Consider the following 21,849-nt stretch of genomic DNA (forward strand, 5'->3'; position numbering starts at 1 on the left):
TTATTCAGCAGCCCATGCCAATACTGTTGGATCATCTACTCCCGATAATCCCACATCTTGAACCCGTACCAAATCAATTTCTGGGTTTTGACGCAGAATTCCCCGCACGATCTGGTTATTTAAATTCTCATCTGCCAAGAAGCGAATCATCTAAAACTACTGAGATTGATTACGCCTTGCCAGTAAGCGATCGCGCACTCCAATGGGATTAAACCGTTTTTCCGCTTCCTGCTGACTCTGAGTCGCCTCACGTTGACGTTGGGCAAGATAGGTATTGACTTCTTCCGTATGTCTCAGATAGTAGCCGATGACCAAGTAGATGTCTGAGAGTTGTAGAGAGGGATATTGTTGTGCTATTTCTTCTGCGGTGCATCCTTCTAGAAAAGCCGTGATAACCGTATCTAAAGTGATACGAGTTTTAGCAACCCGCACGACTCCATGACTATCTTGCTCGATCGGTGTCAGTTCTGCTGTAATCGTCAGAGTCATCTGCAATTAATTCCCAAAGTTTTTTTTCATATCTTAGCAAAGAACTTTCCAGATCGCGGTTCTCGCTAAAATACCAAAAAGGACGAATGTAGAGGAAAAGCAATGGCGCAACAGTGGCAATTTTGGATCGATCGCGGCGGCACATTTACTGATATCGTCGCCAAACGGGATGACAGTCAAATTTTTACCCATAAACTCCTCTCCGAAAACCCTGATCATTACCAAGATGCAGCCATTCAAGGCATCCGAGACATCCTTAACTTAAACCCTGATCAACCCATTCCCACTCATCAGATTCAAGCCATTAAAATGGGAACCACCGTCGCTACAAATGCCCTTTTAGAACACAAAGGAGAACGAGTTGTCCTTCTCATTACCAAAGGCTTTCGCGACGCACTCCGCATTGGCTACCAAAATCGTCCTGACATCTTTGCCCGTGAAATAATCCTCCCAGAAATGATCTATGAACAGGTCATTGAAGTTGAAGAAAGAATTAATGCGAATGGCGAAATTGTCACCCCTCTTAATGTTGAACAAATCAAACAAGACCTAAAAACTGCTTATGATCAAGGAATTAGAAGTTGTGCCATTGTATTAATGCACGGCTATCGTTATTCATGCCACGAAAAGCAAATTGCCGACATAGCAAGACAGCTTCACTTCAGTCAAATCTCCGTTTCCCATGAAGTTGCCCCCCTAATGAAACTGGTTAGCCGTGGAGATACCACCGTCGTTGATGCTTATCTCTCCCCTATTTTGCATCGTTATGTCGAACAAGTTGCCCAACAATTAAACCTAACAGAAAATAGTCCTACCCAACTCCTGTTTATGCAGTCTAACGGGGGATTAGTCGATGCTAACCACTTTCAAGGCAAAGATAGTATTTTATCAGGGCCAGCAGGAGGCATTGTTGGTGCAGTCAAAACCAGTCAAATTGCAGGATATGACAAAATTATCAGCTTTGACATGGGAGGAACTTCCACCGATGTCGCCCATTATGCGGGAGAATATGAACGCAACCTGGAAACAGAAATTGCAGGAGTACGCCTGAAAACGCCCATGATGGCAATTCATACTGTTGCGGCTGGAGGCGGATCAATTGTTGAATTTGATGGGGAACGATACCGCGTGGGACCCGACTCAGCAGGTGCGTATCCCGGACCCACTGCTTATGGTAATGGAGGGCCTCTAACGGTTACTGATTGTAATGTCAAAGTGGGGAAACTACAACCGCAATTCTTCCCCCATGTCTTCGGGAAAAATCAGGATGAACCCCTGAATGTGGAAGCAGTAGAAACTAAATTTCAGGAATTAACTGCAAAAATTGGAGATAATCGTCCTCCAGAAGCGGTTGCCTCGGGTTTCCTAGCCATTGCAGTGGAAAAGATGGCAAATGCCATTAAAAAAATCTCCCTAGAAAAAGGCTATGATGTTTCCCAATACACCCTTTGCTGTTTTGGCGGTGCAGGAGGACAACACGCTTGTTTACTAGCAGATGCCTTGGGGATGAAACGAGTCTTAATTCATCCTTATGCAGGAGTTCTATCAGCTTATGGCATTGGGTTAGCAGATATTCGCATCTTACGAGAACAAACTGTCGAAGCCAGACTCAATTCTAATCTTGATTTAGAGTCTATTTTCTTTCCTTTAATTGCAGAAGCGCAAAAAGAGTTATCCCAACAAGCCAATTCTTCTTCACCAGAAAGAACAACCATACAGCAAAAAGTTCATCTCAAATATGAAGGGACAGACTCACCTTTGCTAGTTAATTATGGCAGTAACGAAGCAATGGAACAAGAATTTCAAACCCTTCATCAACAGCGTTACGGGTTTGTGATGGAAGGGAAACCCTTAGTAGTAGATGCCATTTCTGTAGAATTGATTTATCAAACAGAAACTCTCGCTGAAAAAACCATTTCCCGTCAACAAGAAACTCCACCACAACCAATCACGACTGTGTCCGTTTATCTTGGTAATCAATGGCGTGATACTCCTGTCTATCAAAGAGAAGACTTACAACCACAAGATATTATTTCTAGTCCTGCAATTATCATTGAATCTACAGGAACCAATATTATTGAACTAGGTTGGGAAGCAACCATCAATGATGAGGGTCATCTAATATTATCTAAACAAGTGGAAGCTGATGGTGTTCAGTTACAACCCACTACGACAGAAAAACCAGACCCTGTTTTACTCGAAATTTTTAATAACTTGTTCCGTTCCATTGCTGAACAGATGGGAACAACCTTGCAGAATACTAGCTATTCCGTGAATATCAAAGAACGTTTAGACTTCTCTTGTGCTATTTTCGACCAAAATGGGGATTTAGTGGCAAATGCACCTCATATTCCTGTTCATTTAGGATCCATGAGTGCTAGTGTAGAGAGTTTAATAACAGCACAACAGGGAAATTTAAAGCCTGGAGATGTGTATGTGTTGAATAACCCCTATAACGGCGGAACTCATCTTCCCGATGTTACGGTTATTACGCCTGTTTTCCTCAATGATGAAATGTCTCCGCAGTTTTATGTGGCATCGAGAGGACATCATGCTGATATCGGTGGTATTACTCCTGGTTCGATGCCGCCTCATAGTACCCACATTGAAGAGGAAGGCGTGTTACTGGATAACTTTTTATTAGTGGAAAATGGACAATTTCGAGAGAAAGCATTATTAGACCAATTAACCAGCACTCATTATCCTGTACGCAACCCGAAACAGAATATAGCTGACTTACAAGCCCAAATTGCCGCGAATGAGAAAGGAGTTCAAGAGTTACTGAAGATGGTGGAACAGTTTGACTTAAAAACTGTACAAGCCTATATGCAGTATATTCAAAATAATGCAGAAACGGCAGTCAAACAAGTGATTGCAAGTTTACAGGAGGGGAGTTATCGCACGCCTTTAGATACAGGAGGAGACATTCAAGTACAGATTAGTATTAATCAAACTCTGAACCGCGCTACAGTTGATTTTACAGGAACCTCTCCTCAACAAGAAAGTAATTTCAATGCCCCATCTGCGATTTGTAAAGCTGCAGTTCTCTATGTGTTTCGGACGCTAGTAGATGACAATATCCCTCTTAATGCTGGCTGTTTGAAGCCCTTAGATATTATTATTCCGCAAGGTTGTTTATTGAACCCCACTCCTCCTGCTGCGGTGGTTGCTGGTAATGTGGAAACATCACAGTTAATTGTGGATACCCTTTACGGGGCATTAGAAGTAATGGCAGCCTCACAAGGAACCATGAATAACTTTACTTTTGGGAATGATCGCTATCAGTATTATGAAACAATTTGCGGTGGTGTTGGGGCTGGTAATGGATTTAAGGGCGCTGATGCGGTGCATACTCACATGACGAACTCCCGTTTAACTGACCCAGAAGTGTTAGAATGGCGATTTCCCGTATTAGTTGAAGAGTTTAGCATTCGCGAGAATAGTGGCGGAAAGGGTCGTTATTCTGGGGGAAATGGGGTGATTCGTCGCATTAAATTCCTAGAAGCAATGACAGCAGGAATTTTATCTAGTCGTCGTAAGTTTGCGCCGTTTGCGTTAGCAGGTGGTGAGTCAGGGAAAATGGGACGGAATGCAGTAGAAAGAAATGATGGAACGGTTGAGGAGTTAGATAGTACCGCGACGGTGGAAATGGATACAGGAGATGTGTTTATTATTGAAACTCCTGGCGGTGGGGGTTATAGCATATAGGTTTTTATTATGCTGAGTATGCAAAGATTATCATTTGCACTTACTTAGTCTCGGCTAGCGAGAGTTTAGGAGTTACTTTTCTAAAATCGCTAAGTCGTTTCCAATCCTCTCAAGTTAGGGAATTAAGGTCGAAAGTGGAAAAAGTGCTGAAACCCCCGTTTTCATGAGGTTAAAGGTTAGATCCCACATTCCGCACCCTCAACTGTCACCTTGTCCGTTTGGCGACCGTATCAAGGGGAATTGATTGATTTTAGCATCAAACTTAGGGGGAGAATCAGGCTGAATTTTTCTTGTTCTCATTAACCAAGAATAATTGAGAACTCCTAAGCCTGAAATTACAGTAGCTCTTAACTGACTTAAGCTTTGATTTTCACTCCTTCGGGGAAACTTCCCTTACACTAATCAATAATATTGTTGGCAAGGTTTGGGAAACAATTGTCGTAAATTGAATCTCTCTTCGGTGAGATTAGAAACTTCGTTTTCTCCTCTAAATTTCAACAAGTGAACCGCTTGAAATTGTTGAAAAATCCAACGTAAAGTAGGAGAATTGGTTTCTTTCCCTAATTGATTTTTAACCATTTCCCCTCGTCTAACTAAAGCCGAGCGCAGTTCTCTTTGTCCCAAATTATAAATGAGCAGACACAAGCCCAGAATTAAGACCATCGCCTGAATTCATTCAGGAGATTTAATGAAAATGCTGTCTGCTAAAAACATGGGGTCTTTTAAGAACCTAAATCCCCTTTCCGTTGACTGCTAAGTACAGGACAAAAATTGTAAACACTCAAGAAACTGACGATGTTTGATATCTAAATCATTAACAACCGAACGGAGATAATCAAGACCATAGCGAAAAAGACTTTTTTCTCTTCGTCCATGTTTTTTAACTTTAAGAGGAGTATGAGAATGTAACCACTCTCCCACTTTAATTGCCCAGCACATAGCCAAAGCCATGAGAGCTAACAGCTTACTTAATCGCTCTGAGTCAGTAAAATGAGTAGATTCGAGGCAAAACCCTCGGGTCTTAAACATGCCAAAGAGAGTTTCGATTCCCCAACGGTTAGCATAATCGGAAATAGCAGCCTCAGCAGAATCAGGGGAAATCAGAATCAATAGTTCTCCATCTTCAAGCCTTAACGCCGACACATAAACCAATCTTCCCCACACCCAACGCCGAGAGTTCAGGATTTCCTTTTGGCCAGGTCGAAGATGAGCGAAAACCGTCTTAGCCGAGAGTTGTTTTCCACCATCCCCAATTAAATCGGTTTCCCTGATGCGAAGACGAAAAGGAATCATCGGAGTGAGGAGAAGGTAAGTCAGCCACGGTTTCCCAATAAACTCTCTGTCTCCACAAAGATAAGCTATTTCCACCTCTGGAAATTCTCTCTCAAAGCGATTGAGTAAATTCATCCGTTCATCGGTCTTGGAGTTTCCTTTTTTGTCGAGAAAGGTCCACATCAGAGGATAACCCACTCCTTGATGAACCACTGTTAACATCAAGATATTAAAGTGAACTTGCCCAAATGACCAGTTAGTACGGTCTAGACTTAGAACCTACGGTTGCGGGAATTCCATTAAGGTGACGATGGCTTTAGCAAGCAGACAATAGTCTAATTTATAGTTTTTGAAAAATCTCTGCAGGCGTTTGTAGTTGGAACTGGGCTGGGCGGTATGACGAAATCCAGTTGCTAGTTCGGCTAAGTTATAGTGATTCCAAATAAAAAACAGCAACCTAAAAGTAGTGGGAGCATCTTGCTCCCTAGTAGCAGCCAAGATGGCTGCACTACGGAACTGAATTGGAACGACTATAATCGTTTTCACTCTTAACAAGGAAATCAGGAATAAAGCTAAGAAGTTAAGTCTGGCTCGGCGCGCAGCCTAATAAGGGTTTTAATGTCTGACGAAGTAAGTTAACCTGTTTCATAGGGGTTCTTGGTTAAGTGCTTTAATTTTCCATGAAACCCCTTTTCTGTCTCAGTTGACAACCCCTATTCTCATTTTTTGTCCTGTACTGAGCTTGAAAGCTACCTCTAATCTTTTCAAGTTTTGTTGTAAAACTGTAGAATGGATTTCACGATACCAAGGACGAGCTTTCTTAAGGGGACTTAACTCAGAGGATTGTTGTTCGTAAGCGTTTCGTTTCTTTCCGTTAGCTTTGTAGGGAGATCCTAAGTGGGAATTTTTAGAAACAGAACAAGTTAAAGGACAGCACTCACCTTGAGTCGTTGAATCACAATAGTTGCCTAGTTTAGGTGATCTAACTTGTTCGTAACTTTCAATTCTGTCTCTCAAACAAAAATTGTAATGAGCGCGAAGCAGATTCAGCGGGTAAGGTTCGAGAGTCGCCTCTCTCCCCTCCCCTAAGAACCGCACGTGACAGTTTCCCATCATACGGCTCAAGCCTTACTTCCAGCCTTCGTCTTGGATTTTGTGTTGTGTACCTGCTTATGGCACGCTTTGTGCAAGTGGACTAAATTCTCAGGGTCGTCTGAGCCACCTTCTTTCACAGATACTATGTGGTGGGTTTCGATTTCTTCTCCGTTATAGAGGCTATCACCACAGACAGGACACTTATGCTCTTGCATCCTGGCTACTTGCTCATACTTAGAGCCTTTCGCCCATTTTGTTTTTCCTATCTTGAGGCTTCGTTTGTGCCAATAGTCTCGAAGTGAAGGGTCATCAGGGCTTGCTGTCCCTTTGACTTTTACGTGCCTTACTATGGGTGTACTACTGATGTCATAGAGAATAGAGAGTTTTTCCTTACCTCCACGACCAGTCCCTTTACACATGAAAGTCCAATGATTCCTTTTGTATGACCCGAAATATTTATCTTTTACCCACTTTTTAGATTTACTTGGGTGTCGCCGACAACACCATTTCCAGAGGTACTGCCATACTCGATGTGAGATATAGCTAAAGGTTCCTTTGCTCACTACTCCTCTGTAGTAATTAGCAAAACCTCGAAGAAGTGGATTTAGGACTTTAATGACTTCTTCCTGAGTACAGGCTTTCATCTTGTTTAAGGTTTCCCCAATCTTTCTACAGAAGGCAAGAACCTTCTTTTTCTGGGGCTTAATCAGTAATTTGCCACCGTAGTGACGTAAGTTGAACCCAAGAAAGTCAAAACCTTCTTCCATTGAGACGATTCTCGTCTTCTCCGCACTGATTTCCAGACCTCGTTCTAACATCCATTGCTTTATCTGGTCTAATATATGTTCTAGGCTTTCCTTATCCTTAGAGGTGACCACGAAATCATCCGCATAACGAATAACTCCGAGCTTAGGATTGATTGACTTGATGAAGTCCTCAAGCCCGTGTAACCCAATGTTAGCTAACAGAGGGCTAATTACCCCACCTTGTGGAGTACCCGTCTCGGTAGGATTTAGTATACCCTTATCGAGATAACCAGCTTTTAACCATCCTTCAATTAAATCTCCACGTGGTACAGACTCAATTGCTGTCAGGATGGATTCATGGGCAATGTTGTCGAAAAAGCCCTTAATATCAGCGTCTAGAACCCAGAGGTGTCCACCTGCTCTTGATGTTCCTAATGTTTTGAAACACATATCAATCGCATCGTGACAACTACGACCGCATCTGAACCCGTAAGAATTAGCCTCAAACACGGCTTCCCATTCGGGTTCTAGTATATTCTTAACCATTGCTTGTGCGACTCTATCCCGCACGGTAGGGATTCCGAGGGGACGTTTCTTCCCGTTTGATTTGGGTATGTAAACTCGCCGTGTTGGGTCAGCTTTGGGCATCTCCCAACTGTTCACAAGTTTCACTCGCTCGTCTGGGGTGTTTAGTACCTCTTTATCTACTCCTGCGGTTCGCTTTCCTTGATTCACTTGAGTGATTTGTCGCACTGATAAAAGCAGATTGGCTCGGCTTCGTAACAACAGCTTCTGAAGTCGGCGTAACTTCTTCCACTGACCAAGGCTTCTAGCACGAAAGATTCGCATACGTAAGTTTCTGACAGACTTCTTGACCTTAAGCCAGTTAATTTGACCCCAGTCTGAAATCTCTCCCCTTAGTCCATTTGTCAACGTTATAGATGACATCTAACTTCTCCTTGGGTTACGTCACCCTTGTAAACTTTACTTTCGTATAAGACCCAAGGCAAGTCTGCTGTTCCTTTCGGTCAGCGGTAATGTTTCAACCCCTATCCAACTCATTACAATCTGGCATTCGCTTTTTGCCTCATCTTTTACCCTCCTAGGAGTTGTAGGTTCGTTACCTCCCCTCTACTTCAAGAATCGACCTTCTTAAAGACCCAGTAGGGCTTACCCTGTTGCGTCGATTGAACATACGAACTGGTTGGGATGGTTGACTGTTCTGCGGAAAGATTATGTTTCCCCGTTTATATAAATGGCTACTGTATAAACCACTTTCTTACCTTTTGGTGACAGCCTGTCAGGGATAATTTGGCTGTTTTGGAGATAACGCAGTTTAGTCGCCAACTTAGACCATGTTCATCGTTCCAATTCTCCTTCTAGCACGGAAACCAGTCAATCTCTACCAGCAACCGTTACGTTTGGGGCGTGCATTCCACTCCGTTCATTATTTACTGGGAGCGTCGCCATTCTCCAGATGAGGAGAGCTTTCCACGAAGGACAGGGGCGGAAATCCCTGTAGTGTAAGGGTTACACCGATTCAACCGACCAGTTCAGGTCGCGCAGCCACTGCTCCATTACAGCTACTTGAGAGAGTTTTGGTTTCAATTTGAACTGATATGAGACAAGCATAGTTAACTAGGTTATACTGATGTAAGTATAGCATATTTATTTACAACATGGCTAAGACTCAACTCAATCTTAGAATCGAAGAATCGGAAATGAGAATTTTACAAAAGTATGCTCAAAAGACAGGTAGAACCAAGACGGACATTCTTAGAGAGTTTATCCGTTCTTTGAAGTTTTCTGTCTAAGGATGTCCGATCGGAGTTCTATTTGTTTGGTGACGATTCATCCCCCATTATACCGTTAGGTTAATGGGGGATGAATCGTCACATCCAGATAACGAATAACGAATAACCAATCAAACTTTCCATTTTGAACTTAATATGTTACGATAAGTAATTGCTAAACGGGATGTAGCGCAGCTTGGTAGCGCGCCTGCTTTGGGAGCAGGATGTCGTAGGTTCAAATCCTGCCATCCCGATTATGTTAAAAATTCCCTACCTAGTTCAATAGCTTCTGCTTTGGAATGAATTTTCCCTTCAATATAGGCAATTTGGAGTTCTGTTAGCAGTTCTCCCACTTTGGGAGAGGGAGAAAGAGACAGCGATCGCAGCAGGTCTTTTCCCGTTACAATTGGCTCAGGATAGGCAACAGGGTCATTAGGATTTAAATATCGTTCAATTAAGAATTCTGCTGACTCTAGTTTTAAGCCTTTCGCAACAGCCGCTAAAATAACACAGGGAAACACAGTAACCGCTTTTTGAAAGAAGAAATATTGATCGCGCAGACTCATTGTCTCTACTTGCTGATCTAACAAACTAGGTAAAACACTTAATGTCGCAGTCACTGTCCGAATTTCAGCGCGAGAATACTTCAGTGTTGTCAGTTCTTCCTCTGCGGCTTCAGGAGAAGTGGAAACAAGACAGGTTAACTTGGCTAGAGATAAAAAGGGATCGGATTCACCGCCAACATTTTTCTGCCATTCTACGGCAAGTTGTGACCAGTGTTGAGCTAAGGTTTTAGCAATGGTATCAACGGATTGGGCTTGCTGGACTTTTTCTTGGTTGAGAGAGGGAAACCACAGAGAAAGAATCCCATCTTCCCAGGCTTGTTGTAAATAGATTCCTCCTGATACTGTGACAAATAGATAAGAAAGTTCCGTTTGCACTCTCTCCGCCGCCACTTCCACTATAAAAGGGGCAAGATGACGAATCGTCTCCCGAGTGGTATCATCAATCGTAAAGTTAAGTTGCGCCCCTTGTCGGTAGGCTCGGAGTAAGCGCAGGGGATCAGCTTTCAGGTTATGGGGAGACACCATTTTAATGAGTTTAGCTTCTAAATCCTGTTTTCCTTTCAAGGGATCAATGAGCGTCTGATCATGAAGGGATTGCGCGATCGCGTTAATGGTGAAATCTCGCCGTTTTAAATCTTCTTCTAAAGTTTCTCCTTCAATTTTGGCAATATCAACTGTCCCTTCCTTAAAAACAATTCGCGCGATATCCCGTTGAGTGTCTAAAGCAACAAATCCAGCCTTACAGTGATTAGCAATGTTTCTGGCTAGCGCGATCGCGTGATCACCCACCACTAAATCTAAGTCAAACGGGTAACGTTGTCGTTGTAAGAGGATATCTCGAACAGTTCCTCCCACTAAATAAGCCTCTTGCGGTAGCCACGCTTTGGGAAAAGGTAATTCAGGAATAGATAATTGATTCGTCATTATTTTTTGCTAGAATCTGTGCCAGTAAGCCTTGAGCAAATTCACTGCGAAAATTGAAACCTCAAATTCCCTCCCAGCGTTGGCAAATTCAAGCATTTAACTCGGAACAAATTGACTCTGTTGTTGAAGCAACAGGGCTATCTCCTCTTTTAGCACAAGTCTTAATTAATCGGGGGTTTATTGCCACAGAAGAAACACAAGTTTATATTAATCCTGAAAGTGAAACATTACCTGATCCCCAAACTGAATTTTCTGATTTAGAAACCAGTATTGATTTAATCCTGGAAGCCATTAATGAGGAAGAAACAATCATTATTTGTGGGGATTATGATGCTGATGGCATGACTAGCACAGCCCTTTTATTAAGAACTTTACGCTATTTGGGAGCTAGGGTTGATTATATCATTCCTAGTCGGATGAAAGAGGGATATGGTATTAATACTCGCATTGTGGAAGAATGTGCTGCTAATGGCGTGGGATTAATTTTAACCGTTGATAATGGGATTGCGGCTTATGATCCCATTTATCGGGCTGTTGAGTTGGGCTTACAAGTCATTATTACAGATCACCATGATTTACCTGAAACATTACCTCCTGCTGATGCAATTTTAAATCCCAAGTTGTTATTAGAAACTTCACCGTATCAAGGATTAGCTGGTGTGGGAGTTGCCTATGTGTTAGCAGTAACAACCGCGCAAAAAATGGGAAAACTAAAAGGCTTAACCTCCCAGCTTTTAGAGTTATTTACATTAGGAACGATCGCGGATTTAGCGCCGTTAGTGGGCGTGAATCGTCGCTGGTTAAAACGGGGGTTACGTCAGTTACCGAAATCTAATTTAGCAGGGGTACAAGCCTTAATGCAGGTAAGTGGCGTTAATGATCAACAAAAAGCGGTTAAACCTGATGATATTGGCTTTCGCTTGGGACCTAGAATTAATGCTATTGGACGCATTAGTGATCCGCAAACTGTAATTGAATTACTCACTACCGATGATGAGGGAGTAGCGTTAGAACGGGCGATGCAGTGTGAACAAATTAACAGCAAACGCCAAGAAATGTGTGCAGAAATTGAACAGGAGGCGATTAATTATTTAGAATCGGGGGAAATTGATTGGTTGCGCGATCGCGCTATGGTGATTGTCCAAGAAAATTGGCATCATGGGGTTATTGGCATTGTTGCTTCTAGATTAGTAGATCGCTTTGGTGTTCCCGTTTTTATTGGCACGTATGAAGGAGAAAATCAGGAAAAAATTCGAGGATCTGCGAGAGGGATTCCTGAATTTAATGTGTTTGAAGCTCTAGTTTATTGTGATGATTTATTAGGAAAATATGGTGGACATAAAGCTGCCGGAGGATTTGGGTTAGAAACTAAAAATTTAGATGCGTTTCGAGAACGATTAAGTGAGTTTGCCCATCAATGCTTAGAACCTGAACATTTAAAGCCCTTAGTAAAAATTGATGGAAAAGCAAGTTTTGAGGATTTAACCGCTAATTTATATGAACAAATTGATAGTCTGCAACCATGGGGAATTGGCAATGAAGAGCCGAGATTTTTAAGCGAAAATGTCACTGTTGTTGACCAACGAATTGTAGGAAAAGATCATGTTAAATTAAAATTAGGTCAGGACATTAATGGAAAATTAGTGACAAAAAGCGCGATCGCGTGGCGATGGCAAAGTTATTTTCCTCTTCCTAAGACAATCGATATTGCCTATAAACTTCGTGAGAATCAATGGAATGGTCAAGTTAATTTAGAACTAGAATTAGTCGGCTTCCGTTTACCCCAAGAGACAACCTATCAAGAAGCAACTTATGAATATGAAGGACGCACTTATTCTTGTTGTTTATGGGACAATATTAATGAGCTACGTATTGAAAATGATCAAGGAAATGTTCTCATTGTCAATAGAGGAAGCCGAGAAGGACAACTAAAAACTAGTTCACAGGAGCTAAAAACTATTAATATTACTCAAAATCCTTATTATCAAATTATTAAAGGTGCTATTGAAGCTCTATCCGCTTAAAAAAAGCATTATTGATCATGCTTGTCCAAGAGCTTGTAGTTGATACAAACTGGAATATAACCCACTTTGTTCTAATAATTCTTCGTGACTTCCAGACTCAACCAATTCCCCTTGTTTCAAGACTAAAATTCGATCAACATCTCGAATAGTAGAAAGACGATGAGCAATAATAATTGCAGTACGTTCTTCTAATAAATAATTTAATGCGTCCTGAATTAAAGCCTCTGTTCCTACATCTAAACTAGCGGTGGCTTCATCTAATACTAAAACTCTTGGATCACGAATGGCAACTCTTGCAAAGGCTAAAAGCTGCTTTTGTCCTCCTGATAAATTATTTCCCCGTTCCCTTAAAGTCGTATCATAACCTTGCGGTAATTTCTCAATAAACTCATTAACATTAGTCACTTCTGCGGCTTTTTTAATGTCTTCAAACGAATATTTTTCACCAAGGGTAATATTATCTTTTACATCTCCAGCAAACAGAAAATTCTCTTGTAGAATGACCCCAATATGACGACGTAATTCGATTTGCGGTAAATCTCGAATATCCACCCCATCTACTAAAATACGGCCAGAAGTAGGCTCATATAACCGACATAATAAGCGAATAATTGAGCTTTTTCCAGCACCAGTGGGGCCAACTAAAGCAACTTTTTCTTGGGGTTTAATGACAAAATTTAAATTTTTAAGAACTAGCTCATCTTCTTTATAACCAAAGGAAACATCTTCAAAACGAATTTCCCCAAGATTACTTTTATCATCTTTAATTAACGCTAAACTCTTTTGTTGCTCTGGATTAGGATCTTGAATTTCAATGGGTTCACTCATTAATTGAGTAATCCGTTCCACCCCTGTTAATCCTGTTTGTAATAGAGTGAATTTTTCAGCAAATTGTCTTAAGGGTTCAAATAAACGTTGAGCATATAAAATAAATGCAGATAGTGTACCAAAGTTTAGTTGATCTCCTAAAACTAGCATTCCGCCTAATCCCAAAATTCCAGCAATAGCAACTAACGCAATCCATTCTAAAGTTGCTGAAACCGCCGCATCATAAAAAATAGTTTGGTCAACTTCTTTCAAATAGCGATGGTTTGTTTTACGAAACATATCACTATTGAAATTTTCGCGACGGAATAGTTGCACAATGTTAATTCCCATAACATTTTCCTGCAACATAGAATTCAGTTTGGAGAGTTCCTCACGAGAGCGATAGTTAGCTTGTCGATATCGTTGTTGGAAATAAATAATTAACCCAGTTACGGGCAAAAACATTAACACTAATAAGGTTGCCAGTTGCCATTGAATTGTAAAAATTGTGACTAAAATAACAATTATATACACAGTATCACTCACAATTCCTACCGCCCCAGTGGAAAAAACATCCCCCAAGGCTTCCACATCACTGGTTAAACGAGTTACTAAGCGTCCCACAGGAGTGCGATCAAAAAATTTAGTCGCTAAAGAGGTAACATGATGAAACAGATCATCCCGAATGTTAGCCGTAATTTCCTGTCCAACTCGTTGTACTAAATACCCCTGTAGAGAGTTAAAAACTAACCGAATGATAATTGTTAACAACAATAATCCTGTGAGGATATTTAATCCTTGATTAATTGACAAACCCTCTAGGAACTCCCAAGTCTGTTCATTTCGTAAAAAAGAAACGGCTTGTCCAATAATTAACGGTTGTACTGCACCAGCGATGGAAAGGGGAATGAGTAGGCTAAGAGAGGTAAAGAGGAGCTTTTTATTACGGCTAGCATAAGGAACCAGGCGCAATAACAGCCGCCAGTCATTTTCTTGTGGACGGGTTTCTTCAACAACAGAAGGAGGAGATACTGTCATACTGGATTGAAATTGCTATGTTGTCGGGTAGGTCAGAGACCTTGATATTACACTTTTAAGAATAACATCTTGGTCTCTTTCCCCTTAAGAACCGTACGTGCGATTTTCACCGCATACGGCTCAAGCAAACACAAGCTACCCGTGGTGAGTTACTTGATCTAATACGTGACATCCTCTCTCGACAAATCTCCACCCGTTAACCTGACAGTATAACGGGGCGGAGCAAAGCGTGAGCATCCTCTTGCGTCATTAAGATAGAGGTATGATCAAGTTAAATCTTTGTGCCCATGAAAGATGTTGCGTACTGCTTTAATCCTTACTGCCTTTATCCTGACAACTCTAAACAACAGACAAAATGTCAGAATTGTGGTTTCCCTCTAATCATTGCTCAACAATACCGTGCCTGTAAACTCCTTGCCAGTGGACGGTTTGGGCGGACTTTTTTAGGAAGAGATATTAGCCAATCTCGTTTCTGTATTATTAAGCAATTTTTTCCAAAAACTGAGGAGGGGATTCTTCTTAACTCTCGTAAAGCCAAACAATTATTTCATTCTGAAGCTAAACGGTTACAACAATTAGGTCATCATGCCCAAATCCCCCAATTGTATGACCATCTAGAACAAGATAGCTATCATTACATTGTCCAAGAATGGATTAATGGGGAAAACTTAGCCACGGAGCTATACTCTAAAGGGACTTTCTCCGAACGAGAAATCCGAAAACTTCTGAAAAGTTTATTACCCGTTTTACACTATCTCCAAGAAGCTTCAGTTATTCATCGTGATATCAAACCTGAAAATATCATTCGTCGTCGCCCAAATGCTACCAATCAAGAATCGCCAGAACTCGTTTTAGTAGATTTTGGAGCGGCGAAATTAGCCTCTCTCAGCGAAATTGAGCAAACTGGAACCATTATTGGTTCTCCAGGATATGCTGCTCCAGAACAAGTTTATGGCAAACCCACTTTTGCTAGTGATATTTATAGCTTAGGGGTGACTTGTTTACACTTGCTTACTGGGGTTTCGCCATTTGATCTCTACACCCCTCTAGAAAATAAATTACTCTGGCGAGATTATTTAAAAAATGCTCCCATTAGTGATTCCCTAGCTGCCATCTTAGACGGTATGACCGCTTTTGATCTCAGACAACGTTACTCATCTCCCCAACAAGTATTATCTGCTTTAGGGGTACTATCGCCACTCCCCTCAACGCTAACTTTAAAGAAAGACTTTACTCCTGAAAATAAGTCTGTGATTAAACTTTCTAGCGGAAAAGGAGCAATTTATAGTCTTGATTTTAGTGGAGATGGTAATTTTCTCGCCAGTGGGGGGGGTGGAGAATGGGGAAGGCTGATTGGGAAAGATAATTGTGTGCGCTTGTGGCGGGTAGGAAACTGGCAAACTCATAGCAAGTTAACTCAACACGCAGCCCCTATTACAGCAGTTCAATTTACTCCTGATAGCAGGTTTTTAATTAGTGGGAGTCGTGATAAGACCATTAAGGTGTGGAACTTGCAAACTCAGCAGTTGGATAAAACCTTAAAAGGGCATCGCTCTGAAATTACTAGCTTACAAGTTTCTTCTCATGGAGATGTGATTCTCACTGGGAGTACTGGGGGAGAGATTATTTTGTGGAGTTTGCAAACTGGGCAGCTACTTGATCGCTTAACTTTAGAACAAGGGGCGATTTATGCCCTTAGCCTTAGCCCTGATGGAGAATACTTTGCACTGGGAGGTAGTGATTTAAAAGTTCAAGTGTGGGAACTTCAAACCTTTAAGCCCTTATTTTCTCTCACAGGACATACAGATATTGTTTCTAGCCTCAATTTTAGTCCTAATGGCAAATATTTGGCTAGTGGCAGTGGTGATTGGGATTGTAGTATTAAGTTGTGGGATTTAGCCACTCAAAAACGTTTACAAACCATACGGGGACATAAATGGGCTGTCAATTCTCTTCAATTTAGCCCTGATGGACAATATTTAGCCAGTGGCAGTAGTGATAAGACTGTGCAAGTGGTAAGTTTATTTCGGGAGAAACGTTTACGACGATGCTGGAGTCGTCATCAAGCCCCTGTGAATACTGTAGTTTTTAGTCCGAATGGTAGTTGCTTAGCCAGTGGTAGTGAAGATGAAACGATTAGACTCTGGATGTTAAACTCATCTCAAGAGTTAAGTTACCAAGGGGAAGCAAGTATTAATTTGGCACTTTAGAAGAAAATGTACAACTGGAAACAATTAGGAGAGCATCTTCTGTCTATCTTCCTCCAGCCTAATTGTCCGCTTTGTGGGAGAAGTGCTGAAGCTGTGGTGTGTGGTAATTGTAATCGTCAGTTAGAACAATGTCGCTTTTCCGAGGGAAAATTTCAGGGGAAAAGAAAAATTCCGTTACTGGTTTGGGGAAAATACGAAGGATCACTCAAACGCGCGATCGCTGTTCTAAAGTATGAACAAAAGCCCGAAATGGCTCGTCCTCTCGGGGAAAAATTAGGAGAAACTTGGCTACAAAGGGCGACTTTTCCTGTTTCCCTAAAACCCGTTGTCATTCCCATCCCCCTGCATCCTGAAAAAGAAAAGCAACGGGGTTATAATCAAGCCCAACTGATCGCCCGTTCCTTTTGTCAAGTGACGGGATTTCCCTTACACACACAAGGCTTAAAGCGGATTAAAAATACAGAAGCTCTTTTTGGATTAACCCCTCAACAACGACAAAAACAACTGGATCGCGCCTTCGCTGTGGGTGAATCTCTTAATCTGCAACAGCCGATCCTTCTCTTGGATGACATTTACACTACCGGAACAACAATTCAAGCTGCCCAAATGACTCTTCACCAGGCTGGGGGAAAAGTATTAGCTGTTACAGCAGTTGCAAAACCAGAAAAAACAAGATAGCTTAATGAGCGCAAAATTTTGTACAATTGAGTAGAGTTATGATTAAGTTGAGAGATAATGGTTAAACTGCGCTTAAAACGATTAGGAAAGAAACGAGAAGCAAGTTATCGTATTGTTGCGATGAATGACAGTAGTCGCCGTGATGGTCGTCCCTTAGAAGAATTGGGATATTATAATCCTCGAACCAATGAAACCCGTTTAGATGTCCCTGCAATCGTAAAGCGATTACAGCAAGGGGCAAAACCTACAGAAACCGTCGATCATATTTTGAAAAGAGCTCAGGTGTATCAACAATTGAATGCCTAATTACGTTAATGATTCCTTGATTGATTCTAATCAACCTCAATACCAAGAATTGGTTAAATTCTTACTCACGCCTTTATTGGACTCCCCAGACAACCTGCGAGTTGACTGTGAATCCACAAACCAAAATCAACGGGTTTGGATTCGTCTTGCTCTTGAAAAAGAAGAACAAGGCAAGGTGTTTGGGCGCGGTGGTCGCAATTTAAGAGCGGTTCGTACAATTCTCAAAACTGCCGCTGAAGCTGCCCAACAGTCAGTATATTTGGATGTATATGGGGAACAAAAAAGTCGCAGTGATGAGAGCCAAAATGGAAGAAACACTGAACGCTCTGAATTTTCCCCGAAAGGAAAAAAAGAGGACAATCAAGGAAGTAAAAAAAGGAAACCGCAAAAACGCTCAAAACCTAATTTGAAGCGTTCATCGGATCGAGTGAGTCCAAAAAATTCATGACAGAGGCGGTCAAAACCATTGAATTACCTAGTAGTGAAAGCGCGATCGCGCTAGCTGGCTCCCAAGAAGCTAACTTAAAAACCCTTTCTCGACAGACGGGGGCGAAGTTAGTCATGCGGGGTCAACAACTACTGATTACTGGTCCTAAAAAGCCTGTAGAACGGTGTTTAGCGGTAGTGCGAGCGCTTAAACCTTACTGGGAACAAGGGAAGACGATCTCCAAAGCGGAGATCATGACCGCCTTCCAAGCCCAAGATACAGGGCGCTTAGAGGATTACCAAGATTTACAAAAAAATGTTCTTGCCACCACCCGCAGGGGAGAACAAGTTCGAGCGAAAACCTTTCGCCAACAACAATATATTAAAGCAATTCAATCCCATGACATTACCTTCTGCACGGGACCAGCAGGAACAGGAAAAACCTTTCTTGCTGCGATTTTAGCGGTTCAAGCACTCTTAAAAGATCAGTATGAACGATTAATCCTCACCCGCCCTGCGGTTGAAGCTGGGGAAAAATTGGGCTTTCTCCCTGGGGATTTACAAGAAAAAGTGAATCCCTTTTTACGTCCTCTTTATGATGCGTTATACGAACTCATTGATCCTGAAAAAATCCCTGATTTAATGGCGAAAGGAGTCATTGAAATTGCTCCCTTAGCCTATATGCGAGGACGAACCTTAAATAATGCCTTTGTGATTGTGGATGAGGCTCAAAATACGACTCCTGCTCAAATGAAAATGGTTTTAACCCGCTTAGGTTTTTCCTCTCGAATGGTGGTAACAGGAGACGTAACGCAAACTGACTTACCACCTAATCAGCAATCAGGGCTAATTACCGCTTTAAAAATTCTGCGATCTGTAGAAGGAATTGGTGTTTGTGAATTTTCTCAAGGAGATGTGGTGCGTCATCCGCTAGTGCAGCGCATTGTGGCGGCTTATGAGCAACATGATATTTAACAGAGTGTGAGCGAGAAGTCCCCAATTTCAGTACCTCTGGAACGGGGGAGATCGCCTGTCGCCCAGATGTAAGTCGAGATAATAGAGGTCGTAAGACTTCTACTGTGTCGCAGTCTGTTGGGCAGGAAGCGCAAAGCTCAGTCTAAGACGGCTTTGCGTAGTTCACTTGCATCGCGGACAATCAACCCAATTTGCCTCAATGCTACCATTGGGAGTGAAACTAGCTTCTTTTTTCCAAATCGGGGCGTTATGTTTGAGGGTATCAATGGCATATTGGCAAGCAGCAAAGGCTTCACTGCGATGAGGACAGCCTACTGCTACTAAAACACTAATTTCACCAATTTGTAAGCGTCCAATGCGATGATGAATCACCACTCGATTTACAGGTGACCATTGTTCTCTAATTTGTTGGGCAATTTGCTGGAAAAGGGCGATAGCCATTGGTTCATAAGCCTGATAGTCTAGATAAGCCACGGGTTTTCCTGCTGTTTGTTCGCGCACCGTACCACTCATAAGCGCGATCGCGCCATTAGCTGAATCATCCGCTAGTGCATACACTTCTTCTAGAGAAAGGGGCGCAAAAGAAATCCGAAAACTATCTTCGTCTGATAAGTGATTCACCTTGGATGGCTTGTGGTTCTTTAGCATTGACTTGTTTCTCATTCCCCTGACATGGAAATAAATGTAACATAGCCTCATTAAAACTGACTCTAACTGGTGTATTAGGAGCTAATAAAGTTCTCTGAGAACTATGAACCTTTAACTCTCTTCCTGAGGGGAGTTGCAACCGATAGCGATTTTCTCGCCCTAAAAATTCCCGATCATAAATAACAATTTCGGAATTATCATCAGGAATTAAAGTCACATCTTCTTGACGAATCATTAAGTCACCACAATTCCCAGTTACCTCATTAGACACCTGTACTTTTTCTAAGCCAAAAGTTCCCATTTCCGTTTCCCATCCTGTATTTTTGCGACTAGCATGGAGAAAATTTCCTTGGGTTACAAACTCAGCCACAAAGCGTGAGGCAGGATGATTATAAACTTGTTCTGGGGTATCTTGTTGTTCTAAGTGACCATTCTGCATGACCGCCACAGAATCAGAAATCGAGAGAGCTTCCTCTTGGTCATGAGTGACAAAAACGGCGGCAATTCCTGCTGCTTTTAAGATATCTCGTAACTCGGTGCGTAAACGTAACCGCACTTGCACATCCAAATTACTCAGAGGCTCATCTAATAATACTAAATTAGGGCGAGGAGCTAAGGCTCGCGCTAAAGCCACCCGTTGTTGCTGCCCTCCCGATAACTGGTGAGGATAACGATTTTCCAATCCTTCTAATCCCACTAAATGAATCGCCGCTTGAATTTGACTTTTAATTTCTGCAGCGGTTTTGCCTCGGGTTGGCTTCAAGCCAAAACCAATGTTTTTCGCAACTGTTAAATGAGGAAAGAGGGCATAATCTTGAAACACCATCCCAACATCTCGTTTCTCTGGGGGGAGAAAATAATTAGCATCTGCTACTGTCTGATTAGCAATTGTAATTGTTCCACCATCTGGCTGTTCAAAACCAGCAATTAATCGCAATAAGGTTGTTTTCCCACACCCAGACGGCCCCAATAAACTTAATAATTCTCCTGGGGCCAAACTCAGGCTAATCTCCTCCACCGCAGGATTATCTTCTCGATGATATTGTTTCGTAATCTGATCTAATTGGAGAATGGGAGGTGGTGTCATAATCAATTACATTAACTTATATGGATAGTTGTTTGAAGAAGCACGTAGCAAATGCCAGTTAGATATTCCTCATGCATTATAAACATTTTTGCATATCTTTCTCAATAATTCACAATTAAAATAGTAAATCTAGGAGTAAAAACGATAACTTAAATTAAGAGACAAGCAAGGATTATAAAATCATGGAAGGTAAACAAGTTCTTCTTACTGGCGGAACAGGGGGCTTAGGATTAGGTGTCACTCCAGCAGTAATTAAACGCGGTGCAAAAGTCACCATTCCCTATCGTAGTGAAAATGCTGTGGAGCGTCTCAAACAAAAATTATCCTCAAGTGAATTTGAGAATATCCGCTTTGTTAATGTTGATTTAACCAACGAGAATGCAATTTCTCAACTAATTGAAGACATGGGGCGTGTGGATGTCTTAATTCATCTTGTGGGTGGTTTTTCTATGGGACAACTCATAGATTACAACTATGAAGACTGGAAAAAAGATTTTCAACTGAACCTCGATACCACTTTTCTAGTTTGTAAGCATAGCCTGCGCTCAATGATCAACCATGGTTATGGGCGCATTGTTACTGTTGGTTCTAAAGGGGCAGTGCAACCGATGGGGGGACTTGCTTCTTATTGTGCATCTAAAGCAGGTGTTGTGGCTCTAACCCACGCGATCGCGGAAGAGGTTAAGGACTATGATAATATTACTGCCAACTGTGTCCTTCCCAGCATTATTGATACCCCCACTAATCGGGAAGCGATGGGAAGTGATCAAGCAGACCAATGGGTTAAACCCGAATCTTTAGGGGAAGCCATTTGTTATCTTGCTTCGGAAGCCGCTAGAGAAGTGCGAGGAGCGACACTGCCAGTTTACGGAAAACTGTGACATACTCCCCAACCAATCTTTCGATGTGGTTGGGGCTTCTCACCAACTCCACCTATCGGTTCGGATACGAGTCGGAGCTTTATTTTACTTCTCCCGGATGCCCCTCGGTTGAAGGTTTCTCAGAAATTAATTCTGTATCAATTAGTAGGTGGCGATTAGCTCTTGAATATAAGGCC

Annotated in this window: 18 protein-coding genes, 1 tRNA gene and 3 pseudogenes; 10 read left to right on the top strand and 12 right to left on the bottom strand. The window is 41.9% G+C overall.

What is annotated here, in order from left to right; translation table 11 throughout:
- The gene (locus FRE64_RS17885; protein WP_246140289.1) at positions 1-150 is read right to left on the bottom strand and encodes a DUF5615 family PIN-like protein; all 150 of its coding nucleotides are present in this window, start codon (positions 148-150) and stop codon (positions 1-3) included.
- 6 nt (positions 151-156) lie between these two features.
- On the bottom strand, positions 157-489 hold the full coding sequence (locus FRE64_RS10875; RefSeq protein WP_146296141.1) for a DUF433 domain-containing protein: 333 nt from the start codon (positions 487-489) through the stop codon (positions 157-159).
- A gap of 102 nt (positions 490-591) precedes the next feature.
- On the opposite strand from FRE64_RS10875, the gene FRE64_RS10880 reads away from it, so the two are divergent.
- Complete coding sequence (locus FRE64_RS10880) at positions 592-4,197, top strand: hydantoinase B/oxoprolinase family protein (protein ID WP_146296143.1); 3,606 nt, start codon at positions 592-594, stop codon at positions 4,195-4,197.
- A gap of 402 nt (positions 4,198-4,599) precedes the next feature.
- Here the strand turns inward: FRE64_RS10880 and FRE64_RS10885 are convergent.
- From FRE64_RS10885 to ltrA, 6 genes and pseudogenes are all read right to left on the bottom strand, one after another.
- Positions 4,600-4,950 (bottom strand): annotated as a pseudogene (locus tag FRE64_RS10885) (IS1634 family transposase); the annotation flags it as partial.
- Entirely contained in the window at positions 4,951-5,691 is a 741-nt protein-coding gene (locus FRE64_RS10890) for an IS4 family transposase (RefSeq protein WP_246140290.1), read from the bottom strand. It abuts the pseudogene before it with no gap.
- 57 nt (positions 5,692-5,748) lie between these two features.
- A complete protein-coding gene (locus FRE64_RS10895) occupies positions 5,749-6,015 on the bottom strand; it encodes a hypothetical protein (RefSeq protein ID WP_146296149.1) in 267 nt (88 codons plus the stop codon).
- Positions 6,004-6,118: pseudogene (locus FRE64_RS18450) on the bottom strand (IS4 family transposase); the annotation flags it as partial. The gene FRE64_RS10895 and the pseudogene FRE64_RS18450, both read right to left, overlap by 12 nt.
- A gap of 92 nt (positions 6,119-6,210) precedes the next feature.
- Positions 6,211-6,519 (bottom strand): annotated as a pseudogene (locus FRE64_RS17890) (RNA-guided endonuclease InsQ/TnpB family protein); the annotation flags it as partial.
- 71 nt (positions 6,520-6,590) lie between these two features.
- Positions 6,591-8,258, bottom strand: coding sequence for a group II intron reverse transcriptase/maturase (ltrA, locus tag FRE64_RS10905; RefSeq protein WP_146296151.1), 1,668 nt, complete (start codon positions 8,256-8,258; stop codon positions 6,591-6,593).
- A gap of 773 nt (positions 8,259-9,031) precedes the next feature.
- Here ltrA and FRE64_RS10910 point away from each other — a divergent pair.
- Positions 9,032-9,124: a hypothetical protein gene (locus tag FRE64_RS10910; protein WP_246140431.1), complete on the top strand. Its 93-nt coding sequence runs from the start codon at positions 9,032-9,034 to the stop codon at positions 9,122-9,124.
- Positions 9,125-9,283: 159 nt separating this feature from the next.
- Positions 9,284-9,357: transfer RNA gene (locus FRE64_RS10915), tRNA-Pro, on the top strand.
- On the opposite strand, the gene FRE64_RS10920 is transcribed toward FRE64_RS10915, so the two are convergent.
- Complete coding sequence (locus FRE64_RS10920; RefSeq protein WP_146296154.1) at positions 9,358-10,593, bottom strand: tRNA nucleotidyltransferase/poly(A) polymerase family protein; 1,236 nt, start codon at positions 10,591-10,593, stop codon at positions 9,358-9,360.
- Between the two features lie 53 nt (positions 10,594-10,646).
- On the opposite strand from FRE64_RS10920, the gene recJ reads away from it, so the two are divergent.
- The gene (gene recJ, locus FRE64_RS10925) at positions 10,647-12,617 is read left to right on the top strand and encodes a single-stranded-DNA-specific exonuclease RecJ (RefSeq protein WP_146296155.1); all 1,971 of its coding nucleotides are present in this window, start codon (positions 10,647-10,649) and stop codon (positions 12,615-12,617) included.
- Between the two features lie 15 nt (positions 12,618-12,632).
- Here the strand turns inward: recJ and FRE64_RS10930 are convergent, their stop codons facing one another.
- Positions 12,633-14,462, bottom strand: a complete 1,830-nt coding sequence (locus FRE64_RS10930) for an ABC transporter ATP-binding protein (RefSeq protein WP_146296157.1) — start codon at positions 14,460-14,462, stop codon at positions 12,633-12,635.
- Between the two features lie 287 nt (positions 14,463-14,749).
- Between FRE64_RS10930 and FRE64_RS10935 the strand changes: the two genes are divergently transcribed.
- The 5 genes from FRE64_RS10935 to FRE64_RS10955 are packed head-to-tail and all read left to right on the top strand — an operon-like array spanning position 14,750 to position 19,057.
- Positions 14,750-16,672 (top strand): serine/threonine-protein kinase, encoded by a 1,923-nt coding sequence (locus tag FRE64_RS10935; protein ID WP_146296159.1) that lies wholly within the window; start codon positions 14,750-14,752, stop codon positions 16,670-16,672.
- A gap of 6 nt (positions 16,673-16,678) precedes the next feature.
- Positions 16,679-17,350 carry a ComF family protein gene (locus FRE64_RS10940; protein WP_146296161.1) on the top strand — a complete coding sequence of 224 codons (672 nt, stop codon included), beginning with the start codon at positions 16,679-16,681 and terminating at the stop codon, positions 17,348-17,350.
- Between the two features lie 57 nt (positions 17,351-17,407).
- The gene (gene rpsP, locus FRE64_RS10945) at positions 17,408-17,656 is read left to right on the top strand and encodes a 30S ribosomal protein S16 (protein WP_146296163.1); all 249 of its coding nucleotides are present in this window, start codon (positions 17,408-17,410) and stop codon (positions 17,654-17,656) included.
- Positions 17,649-18,104, top strand: a complete 456-nt coding sequence (locus tag FRE64_RS10950) for a KH domain-containing protein (protein ID WP_146296165.1) — start codon at positions 17,649-17,651, stop codon at positions 18,102-18,104. The genes rpsP and FRE64_RS10950 overlap by 8 nt, the downstream gene beginning before the upstream one ends.
- Positions 18,101-19,057 (top strand): PhoH family protein, encoded by a 957-nt coding sequence (locus tag FRE64_RS10955; protein ID WP_146296167.1) that lies wholly within the window; start codon positions 18,101-18,103, stop codon positions 19,055-19,057. Before FRE64_RS10950 ends, FRE64_RS10955 begins: the two co-directional genes overlap by 4 nt.
- Positions 19,058-19,219: 162 nt before the next feature.
- On the opposite strand, the gene FRE64_RS10960 is transcribed toward FRE64_RS10955, so the two are convergent.
- Both FRE64_RS10960 and FRE64_RS10965 read right to left on the bottom strand, forming a co-directional pair.
- The gene (locus FRE64_RS10960) at positions 19,220-19,705 is read right to left on the bottom strand and encodes a molybdenum cofactor biosynthesis protein MoaE (RefSeq protein ID WP_146296169.1); all 486 of its coding nucleotides are present in this window, start codon (positions 19,703-19,705) and stop codon (positions 19,220-19,222) included.
- Positions 19,653-20,792, bottom strand: coding sequence for an ABC transporter ATP-binding protein (locus tag FRE64_RS10965; protein WP_146296171.1), 1,140 nt, complete (start codon positions 20,790-20,792; stop codon positions 19,653-19,655). The genes FRE64_RS10960 and FRE64_RS10965 overlap by 53 nt, the downstream gene beginning before the upstream one ends.
- 182 nt (positions 20,793-20,974) lie before the next feature.
- On the opposite strand from FRE64_RS10965, the gene fabG reads away from it, so the two are divergent.
- The gene (gene fabG / locus FRE64_RS10970) at positions 20,975-21,673 is read left to right on the top strand and encodes a 3-oxoacyl-ACP reductase FabG (protein WP_146296173.1); all 699 of its coding nucleotides are present in this window, start codon (positions 20,975-20,977) and stop codon (positions 21,671-21,673) included.
- The last annotated feature ends 176 nt before the right edge of the window (positions 21,674-21,849 follow it).

Source organism: Euhalothece natronophila Z-M001, from assembly GCF_007904085.1.
Classification (GTDB): Bacteria; Cyanobacteriota; Cyanobacteriia; order Cyanobacteriales; family Rubidibacteraceae; genus Halothece; species Halothece natronophila.

Bases quoted from the DNA above. Each gene is read 5' to 3' on its own strand.
- FRE64_RS17885 (WP_246140289.1), bottom strand. From the start codon at position 150: ATGATTCGCTTCTTGGCAGATGAGAATTTAAATAACCAGATCGTGCGG.
- FRE64_RS10875 (WP_146296141.1), bottom strand. From the start codon at position 489: ATGACTCTGACGATTACAGCAGAACTGACACCGATCGAGCAAGATAGT.
- FRE64_RS10880 (WP_146296143.1), top strand. From the start codon at position 592: ATGGCGCAACAGTGGCAATTTTGGATCGATCGCGGCGGCACATTTACT.
- FRE64_RS10890 (WP_246140290.1), bottom strand. From the start codon at position 5,691: ATGTTAACAGTGGTTCATCAAGGAGTGGGTTATCCTCTGATGTGGACC.
- ltrA (WP_146296151.1), bottom strand. From the start codon at position 8,258: ATGTCATCTATAACGTTGACAAATGGACTAAGGGGAGAGATTTCAGAC.
- FRE64_RS10910 (WP_246140431.1), top strand. From the start codon at position 9,032: ATGAGAATTTTACAAAAGTATGCTCAAAAGACAGGTAGAACCAAGACG.
- FRE64_RS10920 (WP_146296154.1), bottom strand. From the start codon at position 10,593: ATGACGAATCAATTATCTATTCCTGAATTACCTTTTCCCAAAGCGTGG.
- FRE64_RS10930 (WP_146296157.1), bottom strand. From the start codon at position 14,462: ATGACAGTATCTCCTCCTTCTGTTGTTGAAGAAACCCGTCCACAAGAA.
- FRE64_RS10935 (WP_146296159.1), top strand. From the start codon at position 14,750: ATGAAAGATGTTGCGTACTGCTTTAATCCTTACTGCCTTTATCCTGAC.
- FRE64_RS10940 (WP_146296161.1), top strand. From the start codon at position 16,679: ATGTACAACTGGAAACAATTAGGAGAGCATCTTCTGTCTATCTTCCTC.
- rpsP (WP_146296163.1), top strand. From the start codon at position 17,408: ATGGTTAAACTGCGCTTAAAACGATTAGGAAAGAAACGAGAAGCAAGT.
- FRE64_RS10950 (WP_146296165.1), top strand. From the start codon at position 17,649: ATGCCTAATTACGTTAATGATTCCTTGATTGATTCTAATCAACCTCAA.
- FRE64_RS10955 (WP_146296167.1), top strand. From the start codon at position 18,101: ATGACAGAGGCGGTCAAAACCATTGAATTACCTAGTAGTGAAAGCGCG.
- FRE64_RS10960 (WP_146296169.1), bottom strand. From the start codon at position 19,705: ATGCTAAAGAACCACAAGCCATCCAAGGTGAATCACTTATCAGACGAA.
- FRE64_RS10965 (WP_146296171.1), bottom strand. From the start codon at position 20,792: ATGACACCACCTCCCATTCTCCAATTAGATCAGATTACGAAACAATAT.
- fabG (WP_146296173.1), top strand. From the start codon at position 20,975: ATGGAAGGTAAACAAGTTCTTCTTACTGGCGGAACAGGGGGCTTAGGA.